Source organism: Brevundimonas sp. TWP2-3-4b2 (assembly GCF_049897345.1).
GTDB lineage: Bacteria > Pseudomonadota > Alphaproteobacteria > Caulobacterales > Caulobacteraceae > Brevundimonas.
The window spans coordinates 58,510-77,449 of sequence record NZ_JAFCWB010000002.1 but is presented as its reverse complement, the minus strand read 5'-3'; the positions used below and the strand labels follow the sequence as shown (position 1 = coordinate 77,449).

Below are 18,940 nucleotides of genomic sequence, written 5' to 3'. Positions count from 1 at the left end.
GGAAAATCTGCAGTGAACGGGGATCGGGTGCAGGGCCCGCCGGACCTGTACGAACCGCCCGGGCCGGACCCGTTGCCGCCGCTCGCCGCCCTCGTTCGAACGGCCCTGCGCGGCGAGGGCAATCTGCTGAGCCTGCTGCCCGCCTCGGCCTATGAAGTCCCGTTCGGTCCGCTCGGCTATTCCCGTCGCTTCATCCTGATCGTCAACGACCCGGAGCACATCCGGGCCATTCTGGCCGACCCGGACGATGTGTTCCCCAAGAGCGATCTGATGGTCGGAGCGCTGGAGCCGCTTGTCGGCGACAGCATCTTTGTCTCGGCCGGCGATCGCTGGCGGGCCCAGCGCAGGATGGTCGACCCGGCGTTTTCCCATATGCGCCTCAGCATCGCGTTTCCGGCGATGTCGGCGGCGATCGACGACATGGAAGCCCGCCTGGATGAGCGTTGCCGCACGGGCGAGGCCTTCTCTCTGGACCTGATGCTGGGTCAGCTGACGGCCGACATCATCTGCCGCACGGTCTTCTCCGCATCCCTTGCCAATGACACGGCGCGCGACGTGTTCGAGTCCTTTGCCGTCTTCGAACGCAGTGTGGCCCATGTCGAGCTGCGTCGACTCATCTTCGACAAGGCGTTCACCGCTATTCCCCAGAGCCGGCCTGTCCTCGACGCATGTGACCGGATTTGCCGGCACATCGGCGTCCTGCTGGACCGCCATCTTGCCGCCGGAGCGACCTTTGACGACATCGCCGCAAGCATCATCGGGGCCAGGGATCCCCGGGATGGGGCGGCCTTCACGCGCGATGAACTGATCGACCAGCTGGGGGTCTTTTTCCTGGCCGGTCACGAGACCACCGCGAGCGCCCTGACCTGGGCCGTCTTCATCGCGGCAATGCGGCCCGAGGTGGCCGATCGCATGGAAGCCGAGGTCGGGCAGGGGGCGCCGGATGCGCCGATCACGTTCGAACAGACACGACATCTGACCTTCGCACGGAACGTGTTTCGCGAGACGCTGCGGCTCTATCCGCCGATCACCTTCCTGCCGCGCGTTGCCCTGAAGCCCGTCAAATTCGGCCGCTATCAACTGCGTCGCGGCTCGATGGTCATGATCGCGCCCTGGGTCGTCCACCGACACAGCCAGCTGTGGAAGAATCCCCACGCCTTTGATCCGGATCGCTTCCTGCCCGAGCGCGAGCACGAGATGACCCCCGGTGCCTATATTCCCTTCGGGATCGGTCGCCGCGTCTGTGTCGGGGCCGCCTTCGCCACCACCGAGGCCACCCTCATTCTCGGACGTCTGATGCGCCGGTATCGCTTCACCGTCGAACGGCCGGAGCGGGTGCGTCCTGTGGCCCGGCTCACCACGCGGCCGGCGGAAGAAGTCATGGTGCGGATCCGTCGGGTCGGAAGCGCCTCGTGAGCCCCGGGACCGTTCTGATCACCATCGGCCGACTGCCCAAGGCGCTGGACTTCGCGCGCGCCTTTCGAGCCCAGGGCTGGAGAGTGATTGTCGCGGAGCCGTTCGGGCGACATCTGACAGGGGCCTCCAACACGGTTGCCTTCAGTCGGGTGACACCCGCACCCTCGGTCGGCAAGGCGGCCTACCTTGAAGCCCTGCTGGATATCGTCGACCGCGACAGCGTGGATCTGGTCCTTCCGCTGTCCGAAGAGACGATGCATGTCGCCCATCTTCGCGACAGGCTTCCCTCGGGGGTCTCGGTGTTCGCGCCGCCGGTCGACGAACTGCTGGCGCTTCACGACAAGCAAAGCTTTGCCGCTCTCGCTGACGGTCTTGGCCTGACCGTGCCGCGTACCGCCGCGCTGGGGAGTGCCGACGCCGAAGCACTGGCCATGGGCTGTGACTATGTGGTCAAGCCGGCGCTGTCCTGCTCGGGCCGCGGCCTTTCCTTCGGGCTGGCCGGGACCTCGCCGCACCCTGCCAGCAGCGATGCGCGACAGATCGTCCAGCAGCGCATCGAAGGGGATCATTTCAGCACGTTTTCGATCGCCCACGCCGGGCGGGTCGCCACCACTGTGGTCTACCGCGGGCTCGTCATGTCAGGCACGGTCGCGGTGGCGTTCGAGCGGGTGGACCATCCGGCGATCACGGCCTGGGTCGAAGATTTCGTCTCCAGAACCCGTCATACAGGCTTCATCTCGTTCGATTTCATTGTCGACGGCGAGGGGGTTCCCTATGCCATTGAATGCAATCCGAGAGTGACCAGCGGGGTCCATTTCATCGAGACGGCAGATCTGGCTGCGGCGACACTGGATCCGGCTGCGCCACCACCCCGGGTCCGCGCTTCGAACCGGATGCAGCAATTCTATCCGACCTTGACCGAGACCCAGGGCTCCGTCTTCGATCGGAGTCGTTTCGGGACGAATTTCGCGACTCTGCTGACGGCTCGGGATGTGACCTGGAGCTTCAGGGACCCCTGGCCCTTTATCACCATGCCGGTGACCGCCTTTCAGATCATCGCCAGATCGATCGCCACGGGCCGGTCGTTTGGCGAGGTCTCGACCGAGGACATCAGCTGGTTCGAGGACGCTGTCTGACGAGGGTTCGTTACCAGGGTACCCGCGGCATCCGGAACGGCAGCAGGCAACGCACGGCTGGATTGCTGAACCGGTCCAGCATCAGGCTTTCGTGCCAGATGGCGGCCGGACGTCCCAGAACGTTCCCGGCGAGAGCCGAGCGCGAATAGAAGGGTGTATCCTCGAGGGTCCGGGTGACTTTCAACGGCCCTCCGGCATCCCCACGAGCCCGACGCGGCACGCCCCACGCCGTTCGCGGCAAGGCGTGGGTGGGCGGGGCCATGATCCGTTCGATCTCACCGCTCCGGTTGACCCGAAGCGCCAGTTCGTGGCGTGCACCGTCGAGCCGATCTACGTCGTAGAACAGCAGGACGTCCTCGGCCGTGTGCGCCCGCGACCAGTCCCAGCGTCGAAACCGGGCCTCCAGCGGCTCGCTGCCATGGTTGGTATCGAGATATCCGTCGCCGCTCCATGAAATCCCGGGCGTATCGAAGGAAACCTCGACCCGCGCCCTCGGGGCGAGGGGCTGCCAGACATGTTCCTGGGCCGCATCTAGGGCGAAGGCGCGACCCGTCAAAGCCTCGGGCCGCAGGCGGATTGTGCCGCGCAGCCGTTCGGGGAAGGGGGTGGCGATCTCGTCGATCCGCGCCGTCAGCACACCGTCCTCCCAGGAGAGGTTGCTGAGCCCGATCGAGATGTGGCTGGAATCGCGGGTCAGCGTCCGTTCCGTTCGCTCGGTCATGGCCCAACGGCCCGCGCCGCCGTCCAGCCGGTACAGCGCCAGATTGACGGCGCAGTGATTGAAGGGGTCCGCCCAGCCCGACCAGGCATAGTAGGGCGAGAAGACGCTGCCGATGAAGGTGATGAGGGTCAGGCCGTAGCGTCCGCAGTCGCTCTGGGCGCCGACGTACCACCACAGATAGCCACCCGGCGGGACATCCGCATCAAAGCGGGGGCCTCCATCGGGGCGCGCGCCACCAAAGGATTGCAGCACGGCCGAGCGACGCGACAGACCCGATTTGCGCGTCACCGAGGCGTCGAAAGCCGCATAAAGGCTGGGCGCGGCGCGCCTTTCGGCGATCATCTCGTCCTCTAACCGGATCGCCGTCATCGTGGTCCCCGCCTCCTGGCCGGATGGTGCTGCCAGCGCACACTTCCCCGGAGCCATCTCGCACCGTTTTCACCGGACTGACAAGCCAGATTGACACCGATGTGTCCATTTCAGTTGTCACTTTGGATCCGGTGTTTCGGTGCCCTGAACGCGTGCGGCAAGAGGCCGATCCAACCACCCGGTACCGGGATCTCGTCTGGCAGGATGTCGCCGAACATATTCTCGGGCAGGATCACATCGTACTCGCGCGACCACACACTTGCCACGGCCCGTTCGGCAGGCTCAACTCGCTTTGCGCCAGACCAGTCGCGTGCTGACGGGCAGGTCTGTCCTGCGTTCTGACGGCCAGCCACCCCGGTCCCGGTTCAGGTCGAGGCGGTGAGGGGCGCAGGCAGCCGCGAAAAATCAGAAGCTAAAACAATAAAATGCTCTACGAAATTGCGAAAACCGTTCACGTCATCGGAGTGATCCTGCTGGTCGGGAATGTGTCGGCGACCGCGATCTGGAAAATGTTTGCCGACCATACGCGCAACCCGACGATCATGGCGTTTGCGCAGAAGCTGGTCACCTATACAGACCTCAGCCTGACCCCTTTGGGGCATTATCCTGATCGTGGCGGGCGGCTATTCTGCTGCGCTCATCGGCAGGCTCGACCTGATCGGGGAGCGATGGCTGCTCTATGGGCAGTTGCTCTTTGTGTTGTCGGGCGTGCTCTGGCTCGGCATCCTGCTGCCGCTGCAGATCCGCCAGGCGCGCGCAGCGAAACGGTTCGGAGAGACGGGCGAGGTGCCGGCCCAATACTGGCGCGACTGCCGGACCTGGGTCATCTGGGGCCTCATCGCCACGGTACCTCTGGTGGCTGCGATTTGGGTCATGATCGCCAAGACCGCATGAGACGGAAACCGTCGCGTCCCGCCAGTCTGCACCGAACCTTCCATGCGGAGTGAGGGCGGAGGCCTCAGGGCGTGTGCCGGATGCGGGACGCAGCGGTTTATCGTGACGCGCGACCCCGCGTGACAAAGAACAACGTTCCGGGTCATGGTGCCGCTCGCGTGGGGGCTGGGTTGTATGACCGCTGCATCGATACACGACGCGATCCTTGCGGCGGGCAGCAATCCGCTGATCGTGGGCGCGATTGCCATCGGGGCCGGCTTTGTCCTTCTCGTAGCCGCGTTGGCACGGCGACGGCGCGGATCCGCAGACGTTCGGCCCGCCTCCACGCCTGAAACCGCCGATCCAGTTCCGCTTTCCTCACCGGTCCGGGCCGCAACCGCGACGCCCGGTGCCCCTGTATTGGAAAAAACGATGACCAAGGCCTCGGATTTGTTTGTCGCCTGCCTGGAAGAGGAAGGCTGCGAATATGTTTTCGGCGTTCCGGGTGAGGAGAATCTCGACTTCCTCGACAGCCTGTCCCGCAGCAGGAAGATCCGGCTGATCCTGACCCGGCACGAGCAGGGGGCCGGCTTTATGGCCGCGACCTACGGTCGGCACACCGGCAAGGCCGGTGTCTGCCTGGCGACCCTGGGGCCCGGGGCGACCAATCTGGTGACCGCGGCCGCCTATGCGCAGCTGGGCGGAATGCCGATGCTGATGATCACCGGCCAGAAGCCGATCAAATCGTCCAAACAGGGCCGGTTCCAGATCCTGGACGTCGTCGACATGATGCGGCCGATCACCAAATTCACCCACCAGCTGGCCTCGGCCGACAACATCCCGGCCCGGGTGCGTGAGGCCGTCCGTCTGGCCCAGGAAGAGAAGCCCGGTGCCACCCATCTGGAGTTCCCCGAAGACGTCGCCCATGAGCAGACGACCTCGCCGGTGATCGTCGCCAGCCAGGTCCGGCGCCCTGTAGCCGACGAAAAGTCGATCCGGATCGCGGTCGACCGCATCGCCCGGGCCAGGTCACCGCTCTTGATCATCGGCGCCGGTGCCAATCGCAAGCTGACAAGCCGGATGCTCACCGAACTGGTCGAAAAGACAGATATTCCTTACATCACCACCCAACTGGGCAAGGGGGTCATCGACGAGCGCAATCCGAAATACCTTGGCTGCGCTGCGCTTTCGTCCGGAGACTTCGTGCACCGGATCATCGAGACGGCCGACGTCATCATCAACGTCGGCCATGATGTGATCGAGAAGCCACCGTTCTTCATGAAGCCGGGCGGTTGCGACGTGATCCACATCGGCTTCCGTTCAGCCGAGGTTGATCCGGTCTATTTCCCGCAGATCGAGGTGGTCGGCGACATCGCCAACGCCATCTGGCAGATCAAGGAGACCCTCGCCGCCCAGCCGCACTGGACCTTCGAGTCCATGGTCCGGGCCCACAAGGCGGAGCTGGATCACACCGCCGCCGCGGTCGGCGACCTGCGCTGCCCGGTCTATCCGCAGTATCTGGTCGATCAGGTCCGCAAGGTGATGCCGTCCGACGGGATCCTGTGTCTCGACAACGGGGTCTACAAGATCTGGTTCACGCGCAGCTACCCGGCGCACATGCCCAACACCTTCCTCGTCGACAATGCGCTGGCGACCATGGGGGCGGGCCTGCCCTCGGCCATGGCCTCGAGCATGATCTTCCCGAACCGCAAGGTTATGGCGGTCTGCGGCGACGGCGGTTTCATGATGAACAGCCAGGAGCTGGAGACCGCGGTGCGACTGAAGCTCAACCTCGTGGTGCTGATCCTGAACGACAACAGCTACGGCATGATCCGCTGGAAACAGGCCAATATGGGCTTCGAGGACTGGGGCCTGACCTATGGCAATCCGGACTTCGTCAAATACGCCGAGAGCTATGGGGCGCATGGCCACCGGGTGACGTCGGCGGAAGGCATGCCGGCGCTGTTGAAACACTGCCTTGATACGCCGGGGGTCCATGTGGTCGAGGTGCCCATCGACTATGCCGACAATGACCGCATCCTGAACAAGGATGTCCGCGAACTTAGTGCGGCCTTGCCGGTTTAACCTCCAGACCCCCCGCCGGAGCGCCGTTTCATGCCGTCCCTCAAAGCCGCCTATCCGCTGTACCTGGCCAATGAGGCGCTGACGCCCAACCAGGATCTGGAGGTGACCGACAAATACACCGGCAAGGTGGCGACGCGCGTGGCCATGGCGGACGCCGCCACGATCGAACGGGCCATCGGCGAGGCGGTCAAGGCGACGGAGCCCATGGCGCGGATGGCGGCCTATGAACGGCAGGCCGTGCTGGCCCATTGCGTCAAACGCTTCCAGGAACGCGCCGACGAACTGGCCTATGCCCTGTGCATCGAGGCAGGAAAACCGATCCGGGATTCGCGGGGCGAGGTGACCCGGCTGATCGACACCTTCCGCATCGCCGCGGAGGAGGCGGTGCGCATGACCGGCGAGGTTCAGCCTCTGGATATCTCGGCCCGCGCCAGGGGCTATCAGGGCATGTGGAAGCGGGTGCCGATCGGGCCGTGCTCCTTCATCTCGCCGTTCAACTTCCCGCTCAACCTGGCCGCCCACAAGATCGCGCCGGCCCTGGCCGTGGGGTGTCCGTTCGTGATGAAGCCGGCCTCGCGAACGCCGCTGGGCGCGCTGATCATCGGCGAGGTGCTGGCGGAGACCGACCTGCCCCGGGGCGCCTTCTCGATCCTGCCGGCCACGCGGGATGGTGCGGACCTGTTCACTACGGACGATCGGTTGAAGCTGCTGTCCTTCACCGGCTCGCCCGACGTCGGCTGGGCGCTGAAGGCGAGGTCCGGCAAGAAGAAGGTGGTGCTGGAGCTGGGGGGCAACGCCGCCGTCATCGTCGACCGCGACAGCGACCTGGAGGACGCCGCCGAGCGGATCATCTTCGGGGCCTTCTACCAGTCGGGCCAGTCCTGCATCGGGGTGCAGCGCATCCTGATCCACGACGAAATCTACGGTCCGATGCGCGACCTGCTGGTGAAGAAGGCCCGGGCCCTGATCTGCGGCGATCCGCGCGAGGAGACGACCTTCATCGGGCCGATGATCGACGAGAAGGAAGCGACCCGGCTCGAGGCCTGGATCAATGAAGCCCGCGCTGCCGGCGCGACCCTTCTGTGCGGCGGCCATCGCACCGGTGCCATGCTGGATGCGACCCTGCTGGAGGGTGTCGGGCGGGGGCTCAAGATCCGTGAGGAGGAGGCGTTCGGACCGGTCGCCATCCTGTCGCGTTTCTCGGATTTCGAGTCAGCCCTGGCCGAGGTGAACGATTCCAAATTCGGCTTGCAGGCGGGCATCTTCACACGCGACATCAACAAGGCCATGCGGGCCTGGGACGTGCTGGAGGTCGGCGGCATCCTGATCGGCGACGTGCCCAGCTATCGCGTCGACAACATGCCGTATGGCGGGGTCAAGGATTCCGGCCTCGGCCGCGAGGGTGTGAAATTCGCCATGGAGGACATGACCGAGATCCGCAATCTGGTCATCCGTCAGCGACCGGTCGAAGGTTTTTCTGCGCCGGGTCCTTCGTCGCCCCCACCCGCCGCTTCAACACCGTCGCCGTCGCCAACGCCATCGTCGGGGCGCGTCGGCTGGTTCGGTCGCAAGGCCTGAGGTCGGTCAGCCGCGTCCCGGGTGCAGCTGGTTTTCCAACGGCCGGTAATGTTTCGCTGAACGACCAGGAGGCGAAAGGTGGGGCAGGATCAGAACCCACCGGCCAGCCGGGACAGGCGAATGCGACCCGGCCTCCGAGGCCGCCATTGGGCCTGGACCTGAGAGCGCTCATCCAGGCGTTGATTGCAGCGGACCACCGCGCGCATCAGATCGCTGAAATTGTCGCGTTCGATCCTCGTTCCGGCCAGTCTGGCGATTGCACGAACGCCGGTGTCGGGTAATGTCCGTTCGCCCCAGGAAAAGGACCGTTTCCCATGCGTCTTCGCTCGATCTCGCTCGCCGCCCTTCTGGCTGTCATCGCTCCCGCCGCCCCTGTTCTGGCGCAGAGCGCCGCCGCGCCCTCGGCGGCGACGTCGGGCCAGGCCGCCGAGCTTCGCGCGGCGCCGGTCGCCGAGCTCGTCTCGGAGGTCAACATTCCGTGGAAGCGATTCACGCTGGACAATGGTCTGACGGTGATCGTGCACGAGGATCGCAAGGCACCGGTGGTGGCGGTTTCGGTCTGGTACAATGTCGGCTCCAAGGACGAACCGGCCGGCTCGACCGGCTTCGCGCACCTGTTCGAACACCTGATGTTCGGCGGGTCCGAGAATGCGCCGGGCAGCTATCTGGGCCGGATGCGCAACCTGGGCCCCAGCAATCTGAACGGCACGACCTGGTTCGATCGCACCAACTATTTCGAGACCGTCCCGACCCCGGCGCTGGAACAGGCCCTGTTCCTCGAGAGTGACCGCATGGGCTATCTGCTCGGCGAGATCGGCCAGCCCGTGCTCGATCTGCAGCGCGGCGTGGTCCAGAACGAGAAGCGCCAGGGCGACAACCAGCCCTACGGCATGTTCGAATACGCCCAGCTGGAAGCCCTCTTCCCCGAAGGCCACCCCTATCGCCACTCGACCATCGGCTCGATGGCCGATCTGGACGCCGCCAGCCTGGAGACGGTGCGCAACTGGTTCCGCGAGAACTACGGCCCGAACAACGCCATCGTCGTCCTGTCGGGTGACATCGACGAGGCCACGGCGCGCCCGCTGATGGATCGGTATTTCGGCGCGATCGCACGCGGCCCGGTGAACACCCCGGCCGAGGCCGACGTGCCGACCCTGGCCGCGCCGATCGTGGCGACGATGACTGACCGGGTGGCCACGACCCGCCTGACGCGTAGCTGGGCCGTGCCGGGCCTGCTCAGCGACGACGCCGTTCCGCTGTCGGTCGGTGCCCAGGTGCTGGGCGGTCTGGCCTCCTCGCGCCTCGACAATCTGCTGGTCCGCGACGAGCAGACGGCGGTGGAGGTGTCGTCGTCCCTGTCCGACTTCCACCGCGTCGGCATCTTCGACATCTCGGTCAATGTGAAGCCGGGCGTGGACGCCGGCGAGGTGGGCCGTCGTCTGGATGCCATCGTCGCCGACTTCATCGCCCGGGGCCCGACCGAGGAAGAGGTCGCCCGCGTCGCCACCCGCTATGTCTCGGGCCGGATCCAGAGCCTGGAACAGGTCAACGGCAAGGCCAATGTTCTGGCCGAGGGCCAGCTGTATGCGGGCGATCCGGATCACTACAAGAAGGAGCTGGCCGGGTACGCCTCGGTCACGCCGGCCCAGGTCACGGCCGCCATGCAGCGCTGGCTGACCCGCCCGGTGTTCGACATGACCATCGCGCCCGGCGAGCGCGAAGCCTATGTCGAGGCCGCCGCCAGCCCGGCGGGTGCCGCCCCGGCTCCGGCCGCCGAGATCCAGCGCGTCGCCCGCGATCCGATGCCGGCCATCGGCCAGGTGCCGGACCTGGAGTTCCCCGCCGTTGAGCGAACCGCCCTTTCGAACGGCATCAAGGTCGTCTACGCCCACGTCGATACCGTGCCGGTGACCCGCGTGGCCGTGGAGTTCGACGCCGGCTACGCCGCCGACCGGGCCGATCGTCTCGGCGCCCACGCCATGATGCTGGACCTGCTGGACGAGGGCACGACGACCCGCGACGCCAACCAGCTGGCCGAGGAAGAGGAACGTCTGGGTGCCTCGGTCAATGTCGCGGCCTCGATGGACCGGACTTCGGCCGACCTGTCGACCGTGACCGCCAACCTGGCACCGTCCCTGACCCTGTTGTCGGACGTGGTGCGCAATCCGGCCTTCGCCCCGGCGGAGATCGAGCGCATCCGCGCCTCGCGCCTGTCGGGCCTGGCCAGCGAACGCACCAACCCCGGTGCCATCGCCGCCCGCGCCCTGCCGCCGCTGATCTATGGCGAGACCAGCCCCTATGGCCGGTCCTTCACCGGTTCGGGCGACGAAGCGACCCTGACGGCCCTGACGCGCGCCGACCTGATCGCCGAGCATGACGCCTGGGTGCGTCCGGACAATGCGACGATCTTCGTCGTCTCGGACCTGCCGCTGTCGCAGGTGACCGCGCAGCTTGAAGCCGCCTTCGGCGACTGGCGCGCGCCTTCGACGGCCCGGGGAACCAAGGACTTCGCCGACGGTGCCGTGCCCGCGCCGACCAACCGGATCGTCCTGATCGACCGTCCGCAGTCGCCGCAATCCCTGATCTATGGCGGTGCCGTGCTGCCGGTGTCGGGGACCGACGACTTGCTGACCCTGAACGCCGCCAACGTCACTCTGGGCTCGGACTTCCTGTCGCGGATCAACTCGGACCTGCGCGAGACCAAGGGCTGGTCCTATGGCGTGCGGGGCGGGGTCAACGCCCTGGAGCACCGCGTGCCCTATATCGTCAATGCCCCGGTCCAGGCCAACCGCACGGGTGACTCGGTTGCGGCCCTGATCGCCCAGTACGACCGCTTCCTGAACACCGACGGCGTCACGCCGCAGGAGCTGGAGCGGACGATCAACGGCAACACCCGGTCGCTGGCCGGCGGTTTCGAAACCTCGGGCCAGATCCTGGGCGCGCTGCGCTCCAACGCCCTCTACGGCCGTCCCGACGACTATCAGGCGACGCTGGCCAGCCGCACCCGCGCCCTGACCGCCGCCCAGATGGACGAAGCGGCCCGGCAGGTCATCAAGCCCGGCCAGTTCGTCTGGGTCGTCGTCGGTGATGCTGCGGTCGTGCGCCCGCAACTGGAAGCCCTCGGTCTGCCGCTGGAGGTGCGCTCCGCCCGGTAAGGGCTGTCAGGCGTGGCGATGCTACCTCGCGCCGGGGGCGCGCGAGGGGCGTGGGAGGCGTGGCGGAGCGCCCGGGCCTTCGCCCGGAGAAGAGATTTGAATACCGTTTCGGCGAAAGACAGACGCTCCGCGCGGCTGGTTTTCGACGCGCCGGGGCCGTCGCCTGTTGTTGGCAGGTGACCCGGTCCGCGCGCCGCGGGCAGGGACGGCGACGACCGTCTCCTGGACCGGACGGGGGTTGTTCCCCGTCCCTTGACCTGGGGGCGTTGCAGCCTCCGGGCCTCCGCATCCGGATCGCTCCGTCGCGGCCCGCTTCCTTCCGCTCCCGCCGCCACTTCGGATCGCCGGCCGAGCGAGCCTCCCGGTGCGACGGGACCTGCGTAGTATGGGGCGGGTCTTTCCTGCGGCGGGGAGATGACGCTGGTTTTCAGACTATTGTATGTAAAAGCAGTGGGTTAGCTGCTCGGAGTCGTCTGGCTGGCGGGTAATCTCCAGCATTGGAAACGCCGTGCACCCCCGCCTTCGCGGGGATGCACGGATGAGAGGGGCCTGTCGAAGTCGGGACACACACCCTTTTTCCTGGCGCTTCCACGGACGCCGCAACCTGGGACCCGGCGCGGCAACCGGCGGAAGTCCTCGCCGGCGCCGATTGTCGAGCCGCATCATCCCCGCAGCGCCCGTGGCGGTGCTGGCCGTCCAACGCGGACTCGTCTCCGCCAGGCGTGACTTTGACCAGGTACCGAAGCGGCGGCGGCAGCGTGTTCCGGCGTCCCGTCCCGGTGGCGCTCAATCGGGCGCGGAGAAGAACACATCCGCGAGCGGGCCCGACTCCGGCAGAATATAGACGATCCCCACAGTGCCGTTGAACGCGGGCTGGACGACCTCTTCGTAAAACCTCACGGGCACGTTCACGCATCCGAACGAGATACGGTTGTCCAGGGGTGTGGCCGTGGCGAGTCGCTGCAGGCGGCGGTCGGCCGGGCGGGTCGTGATGACCGCATGCAGGGACAGGGCGGCGGCGTAGTCGATCCACAGGATGCCCTTGCCGCCGAGGTTCTCTCCCATCGACGCCACGAACCGTCCGGCCGGCGTGATGCGGTCTCCCGGACCGATGGCGGAAAGGGGGCGATCTCCGACTCCCGGCGGCGATACGTCGCCTCGCGCCAGGCCCAGCAGGGCGGGTGCCGTCCCCAGCAAGCGGCCCTCGGGATCAAAGGCCAGAACCTGTGCATTGACCTTGTCCACGATCAGGAACGGCAGCCCCTGATTGTCGGCTGTCTCCCTGATCCAGGCCGTGACCTCGCCTGCGGCCGACCAGACGGCGGCATCGCGGCCATCAGGCGGACGCGGTAGCACCGAGGCGAGGCTGGATTGCGGAAAAGCGAGGCCGAGCGCCAGCCCCGCCGCCGTCAGGTACAGAATCGTCCGGGCGGGCACGGTCAGTTGCGATCCTGCTTGCGGACATAGACCGGAACGGGCGGCGCGACCCTAGTTGCAGGGGCGGGCGCGGCTATCGCCTCCTCGACGGGTGGAGCGGCCGTGGGCGCTTCGTACGGCGGCATCCTCACGCCACGATCGACGAGGTCCAGCGCCAGGTCCGGTACGGGCGTGACGACGGGATAGGGCACGGTCGGCAACGGCGAGACGAACGGCGGGACTCCGGGCGGTGTGACCGGCGGCGGTGTGACGGGCGGCGTCACCGGTGGAACCACTGGCGGAACGACCGGCGGCGTCACCGTGGTGGACGAGATCGTGCCGCGCGTCCGGAAGGTGCCCACACAGCAGGAGCCGGCCAGGGCGTATTGATCGGCATTGGCTCCGGCGAGGGTGTAGCCGCTGTAGGTGATGCCGACATCGGCACCGGCCGCCGCGGAATCGAAGGTCGCGGTGGCCGCCGGTCCCGCTACCAGGGTGACTCCGGTCGGCGCGCCCGAGATGGCCGTTGTCCGGAATCCGTTGAGGGTGGTCGCCGTCGTGCCGTTGAAGGCCCGCCCACCGTCCGGGAACAGCAGCATGCGCTGGCTCAGCGCCGCCCCCTCGGTCAGGATGAAACGGGTGCGGAAGTCGGACGGGGCGGCGTAGGACGCCGGATTGTAGAAGATCGACACGGGCGCGACCGTGACCGTGATCGGCGGTGCCAGCGGGCTGAATATGATGGTCCCGCCGCCCACGCCCGGGCCCGTTCCGTCGGCACCGGCGATCAGGGTCAGGCCAACCGGCAGGCCGAGGCTCTGCGCCGGAATCGTGCTGCCGCGGGTCAGGGTGACCGCTGCGTCGATATGGACGTCGTGCCCGGCGCACAGGGCGATGTTGCCGTCCGTCGTGGTGATGGCGTGATAGACGTTCACGTTCTGCCCGGCGTTCAGCAGGACGCTGCCGTTCACGGTGGTGATGGCGGCATTGACGTTCACGTCGCGCCCGCAACAGGCCACCAGATTCCCGTTGGTGGCCGAGATGGCGGCGTTGATGTTGACGTCGCGGTTGGCGTTCAGCGTCAGGGTGGTGGGGGTGGAGGACGCGGTCCAGGCGATCGCGTCATTGACGTGGATGTCGCCGTTGCCCGGAAGGGCCGCGCCCGGTCCGGTCATGGTGCTGATCACGACATTGGTGGTCACCAGCTGGGCGGACAGGGTGGCTCCGGATATGTTGCCGCCCGCGCCGATGGTGAAGTCCGCGGGATCGATCAGCCAGGTCCCGGCCGCGCCTGAAGGAGCCTCGGTCGTTATGCGGGTTGCTGCCGCGATGTTCACGGTCCGGGCGGAGGTGTCGATAAATCCGCCATCACCCCCGTCGGGCGCGCTGGCGTCGAGGACGCCGGCCACGTTGACCGTCCCGCTCTGCATGTCGCCCAGCAAGAGGATGACGCCGTTGCGCTCGCCTATGGTGCGGGCCTGAATCACGCCGGTCGTGTTGACCACGGTCCTCAACAGGTCGCCCGCGCCCTGGGCGGTCATCAGTACCCGGCCCCCGTCGGCCTGCAGCATTCCGCCGTTCTGCACCAGGGCGTTGGCCGCGCCCCTGTCGACGGCCACGTTCAGAAGGCCGTCGCCCGCGACATCGAGGGTGACGGCGTCGCCTGCGACGAGGGCGATCGTGCCCAGATTGGCCTGGATCAGCCCTTCATTGCTGACGTGACCGCCCAGCAGGGCGGCATAGCCGCCATCGGCGATGATCGTGCCCTGGTTGAGCACGGTGCCGCCGCTGCCCGAGAACCTGTAGTCGCCAGCCATGAAGTCGGCGTCGCTCATCCCCAGGGTCGACGCGACCAGCCCGCCGACACTGACCTGGGAGCCCTGCCCGAACAGCACGCCGTTGGGATTGATCAGGAACACCTGGCCGTTGGACGTCAGGCTGCCGAAAATCGCCGAGGCGTCCGCTCCCAGCACGCGGTTCAGCGCGGCTGAACGGCTGTTGGGCTGAACGAACACGACGCTTCCGCCCTGGCCGATCGAGAAGCTCTGCCAATTGATCGCCGTAGTCTGGGTCGACTGGTTGATCGTCACCGTGCCGGGACCGGTGGTGATGGTCGCGCCGCCGGCTACGACGGATCCGCCGGTGGGCAGGGTCTGGGCCCGCGCTGATGTCCCCAGCGAAAGCGAAACGGTCAGTCCGACCATGGCCCAGACGGCGATGCCGGCGAGGGCGGTCGAACCGGACAACGCGCCTCTGCGGCACGGCGGGCTGGCCTGGTGCCCCGCCCGTGCGACGCCGCCGGTCAGCTTGTGGAGCCTGGTCATCAGAACGTCCTTGTGAGGGGGGGGCGCGAAGGGGAATGGAGGGGGGCGGCCATCAGAACAGCTTGACGATCTGGAACCATGCGCGGCCGGTTTCGTCCGGTCCCGAGGTCGAGATCTGGTCGTTGAGTCTGTGGGCATAGGACGCGCGGATGATCAGGTCCTGCGGCCCGAACCAGTTCAGTCCGAAGCCGGCACCGCTGCGACGCGCGCGGTTGGGGCCCGCGAACCAGGGATCATGCGCGAAGTCGACCTCGCCCGCGTCGACGAAGCCGATCAGCTCGAACTGGCCCGGCAGGCCTCCGGTCCATTGATCCAGTCTCAGTCGGGCCTCGCCCGTTGCGACATAGCCTTCGTCGCCGTAGGCCTCGCCTTCGGGATAGGCGCGGACTGCATAGGCACCGCCCAGCTCCATCTTCTCGGAACTGTCGAGGTTGTCGGTCGCCATCTGGCCGCGCAGGCTGCCGTAGACTGACAGCGGCCCGCTGACCGTCTGCAGGCGCGAGACGGCGTACTGCAGCTTGTTGAATCCGCCCCGGGATCGAGCGGTCACTGCATCAGCGGCGCGTTCGAGCGGGCTGTCGATGTCGAGATCGCCCGATGTCCAGAACAGCGATAAGGCATTCCGGCCGCCGCCGGAATCGCCCTGCAGACCGAGGGTCACGGCCCGCACCTGTTTGTCCGACACCTGGGAGACGAGACCGATCTCGTCGGTCAGGTATTTCGCGTCGAAACTGACCAGGGCGTAGAGGTTCGCGGCCCGCGAACGGATCAGCGGATAGCTGGCGAAGGCGCTGAAGATGTCGGCCGTGCCGGTCGCGTCGAGCGCCTCGAACTCCCGACCGAGGCTGTACTGCATGTGTGTGTAGGCGACGCCGACTGTGGCCTCGCCCAGCGGCGCCTGCCAGGCGGCGCGTCCGTAGGCCAGGCCCTCGGTGGAGGCGAGCAGGCGCAGACTCAGCAGGTCACCGAACCCTGTCGCATTGCTGTAGTTGACCGAGCCGCCGAACCTGTATGCGCCGGTGTACCGGTTGCCCGCGTTGTCGGCTTCCACACTGCCGTAGAGGCGCGGTGCGCGGGCCAGGTCGACGGTCAGGTCTGAGGTCCCGACCGCCGCGCCCGGTGACAGGGTCGAGTGAACAACGAGGCCTGGAGTATCTGAGAGCAACAGCAGCCGCCGTTCCAGAGGGGCGATCGCAACGGGATCTCCACTGGTCAGGCCGACCGTTCTGCGGCGGACCACGCTTTCGGATACGCCGGACTCGTTGCGCAGGCTGATCGTGCCGTAACGACCCTCGATCACGGCGATTGTCACGGTCCCGTCGAGTACGTCCTGCGCCGGCAGATAGGCCTGGGCCAGAACATAGCCATGGCGATTGTAGAACCGCGTAATCCCGGCGGCCAGGTTCCGGAGTTCCGGCAGGGTCAGGTCGCTCCCCGGCGTGAATCCCGTGGCGGTGACCAACTCTCCCTCGGGGAAAAGCGTTGCCCCGGTCACCCGTAGAGACCTCACGTGGATGCGCGCGCCTTCCGCCACAGCGTTGACGGGGGCGTCGGGCTGTTCGATGCGAATCCGGGGACCGGGCCGCTGCGCGACGGTGGGGGGCGGGATCTGTTGCAGTTGTGCGCCGGCGCGCGGCACCTGCTGTGCGTACGCGCTCTGACTGGTCGCCAGTAGCGCGGCCGCTATCAGGCCGGATCTCAACATAGCTACCTCGAAGCGCCGCCGCGAAATCAGAGCGTACCGGCCCTCACGCAGCGGAGGGCACGCACGTAGGAAGCCTGGCTACAGTCCGACTGTAATATATCGGAAAATATAACTGCCACGGGAGGTGGCCGCGGCTATCAAAATTCGAAAATCACGCAGTTAACAACAAGTAAACTGGCTGTTCAATTATGAGTCTGTATGAACAACTCATATCGCAGCCGCTTTGTTCCACTGATATCTGCAAATAGAATACAAGACCCACCAATAGCACGGGTTGCAATGATTTGCAGGCATTGTGACGGCAAATGGCTGGATGCAGCTAACCGCGCTTGGGCGCGGGATAACCCTCGCGGTTCGAAATCGACGTCCAACGCATTAAAGTCGGGGAAGGGGGCGAGCGCCCGATCGGCGGCCTTCGGCACACCTTGCTTTCCGGAGTTGAAGCAGAGGTTGGGTGGTGGTTCGGCAGTCGCATACGGCGGAGGCAGGGCGTGGCAGCTGACGGAAGCGCGGCGTCCAGCAACTCTGAGCTGGCGGTCGGCCAAGGCGTCTTTTAAACAGCGACTATCGGAATGCCGGCCCCGGTCTTACGCCCAGCCGACGGAAGAGGATCGCCGCCGGACAGAAGCGCGTGATCGACGCCTGCATCAGATTGGCCCCAACGAATACGGTCAGCCACGCCCAGGCGGGGTTGACCCAGTGGGCGAGCGCGACACTGACAAGGACCATCAGGCCGGCGAACATCATGACGGCACGATCAACGCTCATGACCGGGGCTCCTGTTGAGGGGGGGACTGGGTGGTGCGGCGCAGCTTGTGGGCACCGATCAGGTCAAGCGCGAGTTTTTCGTACAGCGGCTCTGCCTGGCCCTTGCGGACCTTGTGCAGGAAGTAGCCCTCGAAGGCGACCTTGGCGGCGTGTACCCAGCCGCCGCTGGCCGACCAGTTGATGTTGCGGGGCGGAATCTGCGGCTGGGCCATGAAGGCCACGCCGCCGTCGCCGAAGTCGGCCAGGCAGATCGCGTTCCAGCTGGCCTCGTTGGTCGGTGCCTCGCCGCTTATGATCTGTTTCAGATTGGCCGAAATGGCCGTGACCATGCTCTCGATCATGAAGCCGGTCTTGGGCACGCCCACAGGCACGGGCGTCGGACCGGTGGGCGGAATGGCGATGCAGACACCGAGGGCGAAGATGTCGGGCCAGGTCGGATTCCGCTGGTGCTTGTCCACCAGAATGAACCCGCGCGGATTGGTCAGGCCTTCAACCCCGCGAACCGCCTCGACCCCGCGGAACGCCGGCAACATCATCGAATAGACGAAGGGCAGATCGTGATTGGCCGTGACGGCTCCGTCCCCGCCGATCTCCTCTACATGCATCATGCCGGCGTCGACGCTCTTCACCCTGGCGTTGGTGATCCATTTGATATGCCGCTGGCGCATCTCGCTCTCCAGCAGTCCCTTGGTGTCGCCGACTCCGTCGAGGCCGAGGTGGCCGATATAGGGTTCGGAGGTCACAAAGGTCATCGGCACGCGGTCGCGCAGCTTTCGCCGGCGCAGTTCGGTGTCGAGGATCATCGCGAACTCATAGGCCGGTCCGAAGCAGGAAGCTCCCTGGACGGCTCCGACCACGATCGGGCCGGGGTTCTCGACAAAGCGGTCGAACGCTTCGGCCGCCTCGACCGCATGATCGACATGGCAGATCGACACCGTGTGGCTGTGCGGCCCCAGCCCGGGGATCTCGTCGAAGGCCAGGTCCGGCCCGGTGGCGATGACCAGATAGTCGTAGTGAAGCGCCCGACCGTCGGTGAGGTCGATACCCTTGTCGGCGGGTCGGATGCGGGCTGCGGCGACGTGATGAACTCCACGCCCCTGCGCTTCATCACCACCGGCAGGTTGACCTCGATGGCCTCGCGCTTGCGCCAGTTGACGGCCACCCATGGGTTGGACGGCGTGAAGTGGAAGGTATCGCCCTTCGAGATCATGACGATCCGGGCGCGGTCACCCAGGACGTGGCGCAGATCATAGGCGGCGATCGCACCGCCCAGGCCTGCGCCGATAATGACGATGGTGGGCCGATCCATGCGTGGTCCTCCTGAGACGGTTTTCCGCAGCCTGATCCTGCGCCACTCAAATCGCCGTGCCTTGATCCGCATCAAGGCCGACGATTTT

General features: G+C 66.4%; 12 protein-coding genes and 1 pseudogene. 7 read left to right on the top strand and 6 right to left on the bottom strand.

The features are described 5' to 3' along the window. Positions 1-12 precede the first annotated feature (12 nt). Together ACP7AS_RS03990 and ACP7AS_RS03985 are read left to right on the top strand one after the other, a co-directional pair. On the top strand, positions 13-1,416 hold the full coding sequence (locus tag ACP7AS_RS03990) for a cytochrome P450 (protein WP_426027567.1): 1,404 nt from the start codon (positions 13-15) through the stop codon (positions 1,414-1,416). Beyond that, positions 1,413-2,552 (top strand): ATP-grasp domain-containing protein, encoded by a 1,140-nt coding sequence (locus tag ACP7AS_RS03985; protein ID WP_426027566.1) that lies wholly within the window; start codon positions 1,413-1,415, stop codon positions 2,550-2,552. Before ACP7AS_RS03990 ends, ACP7AS_RS03985 begins: the two co-directional genes overlap by 4 nt. Before the next feature lie 10 nt (positions 2,553-2,562). Here ACP7AS_RS03985 and ACP7AS_RS03980 read toward each other — a convergent pair whose 3' ends face one another. After that, positions 2,563-3,642 (bottom strand): hydratase, encoded by a 1,080-nt coding sequence (locus ACP7AS_RS03980; RefSeq protein WP_426027565.1) that lies wholly within the window; start codon positions 3,640-3,642, stop codon positions 2,563-2,565. Positions 3,643-4,067: 425 nt separating this feature from the next. On the opposite strand from ACP7AS_RS03980, the pseudogene ACP7AS_RS03975 reads away from it, so the two are divergent. The 5 genes and pseudogenes from ACP7AS_RS03975 to ACP7AS_RS03955 all read left to right on the top strand — a co-directional run. After that, positions 4,068-4,220, top strand: a pseudogene (locus ACP7AS_RS03975) (DUF2269 family protein); the annotation flags it as partial. A gap of 22 nt (positions 4,221-4,242) precedes the next feature. Then, positions 4,243-4,536 carry a DUF2269 family protein gene (locus ACP7AS_RS03970; protein ID WP_426028134.1) on the top strand — a complete coding sequence of 98 codons (294 nt, stop codon included), beginning with the start codon at positions 4,243-4,245 and terminating at the stop codon, positions 4,534-4,536. A 411-nt stretch (positions 4,537-4,947) separates the two neighbouring features. After that, positions 4,948-6,600, top strand: coding sequence for an acetolactate synthase large subunit (locus ACP7AS_RS03965; protein WP_426027564.1), 1,653 nt, complete (start codon positions 4,948-4,950; stop codon positions 6,598-6,600). Between the two features lie 30 nt (positions 6,601-6,630). Beyond that, on the top strand, positions 6,631-8,178 hold the full coding sequence (locus ACP7AS_RS03960; protein WP_426027563.1) for an aldehyde dehydrogenase family protein: 1,548 nt from the start codon (positions 6,631-6,633) through the stop codon (positions 8,176-8,178). A gap of 314 nt (positions 8,179-8,492) precedes the next feature. Next, complete coding sequence (locus tag ACP7AS_RS03955) at positions 8,493-11,333, top strand: M16 family metallopeptidase (RefSeq protein WP_426027562.1); 2,841 nt, start codon at positions 8,493-8,495, stop codon at positions 11,331-11,333. Positions 11,334-12,119: 786 nt separating this feature from the next. Here the strand turns inward: ACP7AS_RS03955 and ACP7AS_RS03950 are convergent. The 5 genes from ACP7AS_RS03950 to ACP7AS_RS03930 all read right to left on the bottom strand — a co-directional run bounded on the left by ACP7AS_RS03950 (position 12,120) and on the right by ACP7AS_RS03930 (position 18,709). Then, the gene (locus tag ACP7AS_RS03950) at positions 12,120-12,770 is read right to left on the bottom strand and encodes a L,D-transpeptidase (RefSeq protein WP_426027561.1); all 651 of its coding nucleotides are present in this window, start codon (positions 12,768-12,770) and stop codon (positions 12,120-12,122) included. Between the two features lie 2 nt (positions 12,771-12,772). Further along, complete coding sequence (locus ACP7AS_RS03945; RefSeq protein ID WP_426027560.1) at positions 12,773-15,070, bottom strand: filamentous hemagglutinin N-terminal domain-containing protein; 2,298 nt, start codon at positions 15,068-15,070, stop codon at positions 12,773-12,775. Positions 15,071-15,122: 52 nt separating this feature from the next. Continuing rightward, complete coding sequence (locus ACP7AS_RS03940; RefSeq protein WP_426027559.1) at positions 15,123-16,775, bottom strand: ShlB/FhaC/HecB family hemolysin secretion/activation protein; 1,653 nt, start codon at positions 16,773-16,775, stop codon at positions 15,123-15,125. A 564-nt stretch (positions 16,776-17,339) separates the two neighbouring features. Continuing rightward, complete coding sequence (locus tag ACP7AS_RS03935; protein ID WP_426027558.1) at positions 17,340-17,543, bottom strand: YgaP family membrane protein; 204 nt, start codon at positions 17,541-17,543, stop codon at positions 17,340-17,342. After that, positions 17,540-18,709, bottom strand: a complete 1,170-nt coding sequence (locus tag ACP7AS_RS03930; RefSeq protein ID WP_426027557.1) for an NAD(P)/FAD-dependent oxidoreductase — start codon at positions 18,707-18,709, stop codon at positions 17,540-17,542. The genes ACP7AS_RS03935 and ACP7AS_RS03930 overlap by 4 nt, the downstream gene beginning before the upstream one ends. Between the last annotated feature and the right edge of the window lie 231 nt (positions 18,710-18,940).

What these genes read in the sequence shown, in the direction of transcription:
- ACP7AS_RS03965 (WP_426027564.1), top strand. Translation starts at nt 4,948, where the DNA reads ATGACCAAGGCCTCGGATTTGTTTGTCGCCTGCCTGGAAGAGGAAGGC.
- ACP7AS_RS03945 (WP_426027560.1), bottom strand. Translation starts at nt 15,070, where the DNA reads ATGACCAGGCTCCACAAGCTGACCGGCGGCGTCGCACGGGCGGGGCAC.
- ACP7AS_RS03955 (WP_426027562.1), top strand. Translation starts at nt 8,493, where the DNA reads ATGCGTCTTCGCTCGATCTCGCTCGCCGCCCTTCTGGCTGTCATCGCT.
- ACP7AS_RS03930 (WP_426027557.1), bottom strand. Translation starts at nt 18,709, where the DNA reads ATGGGTGGCCGTCAACTGGCGCAAGCGCGAGGCCATCGAGGTCAACCT.
- ACP7AS_RS03940 (WP_426027559.1), bottom strand. Translation starts at nt 16,775, where the DNA reads ATGTTGAGATCCGGCCTGATAGCGGCCGCGCTACTGGCGACCAGTCAG.
- ACP7AS_RS03935 (WP_426027558.1), bottom strand. Translation starts at nt 17,543, where the DNA reads ATGAGCGTTGATCGTGCCGTCATGATGTTCGCCGGCCTGATGGTCCTT.
- ACP7AS_RS03980 (WP_426027565.1), bottom strand. Translation starts at nt 3,642, where the DNA reads ATGACGGCGATCCGGTTAGAGGACGAGATGATCGCCGAAAGGCGCGCC.
- ACP7AS_RS03960 (WP_426027563.1), top strand. Translation starts at nt 6,631, where the DNA reads ATGCCGTCCCTCAAAGCCGCCTATCCGCTGTACCTGGCCAATGAGGCG.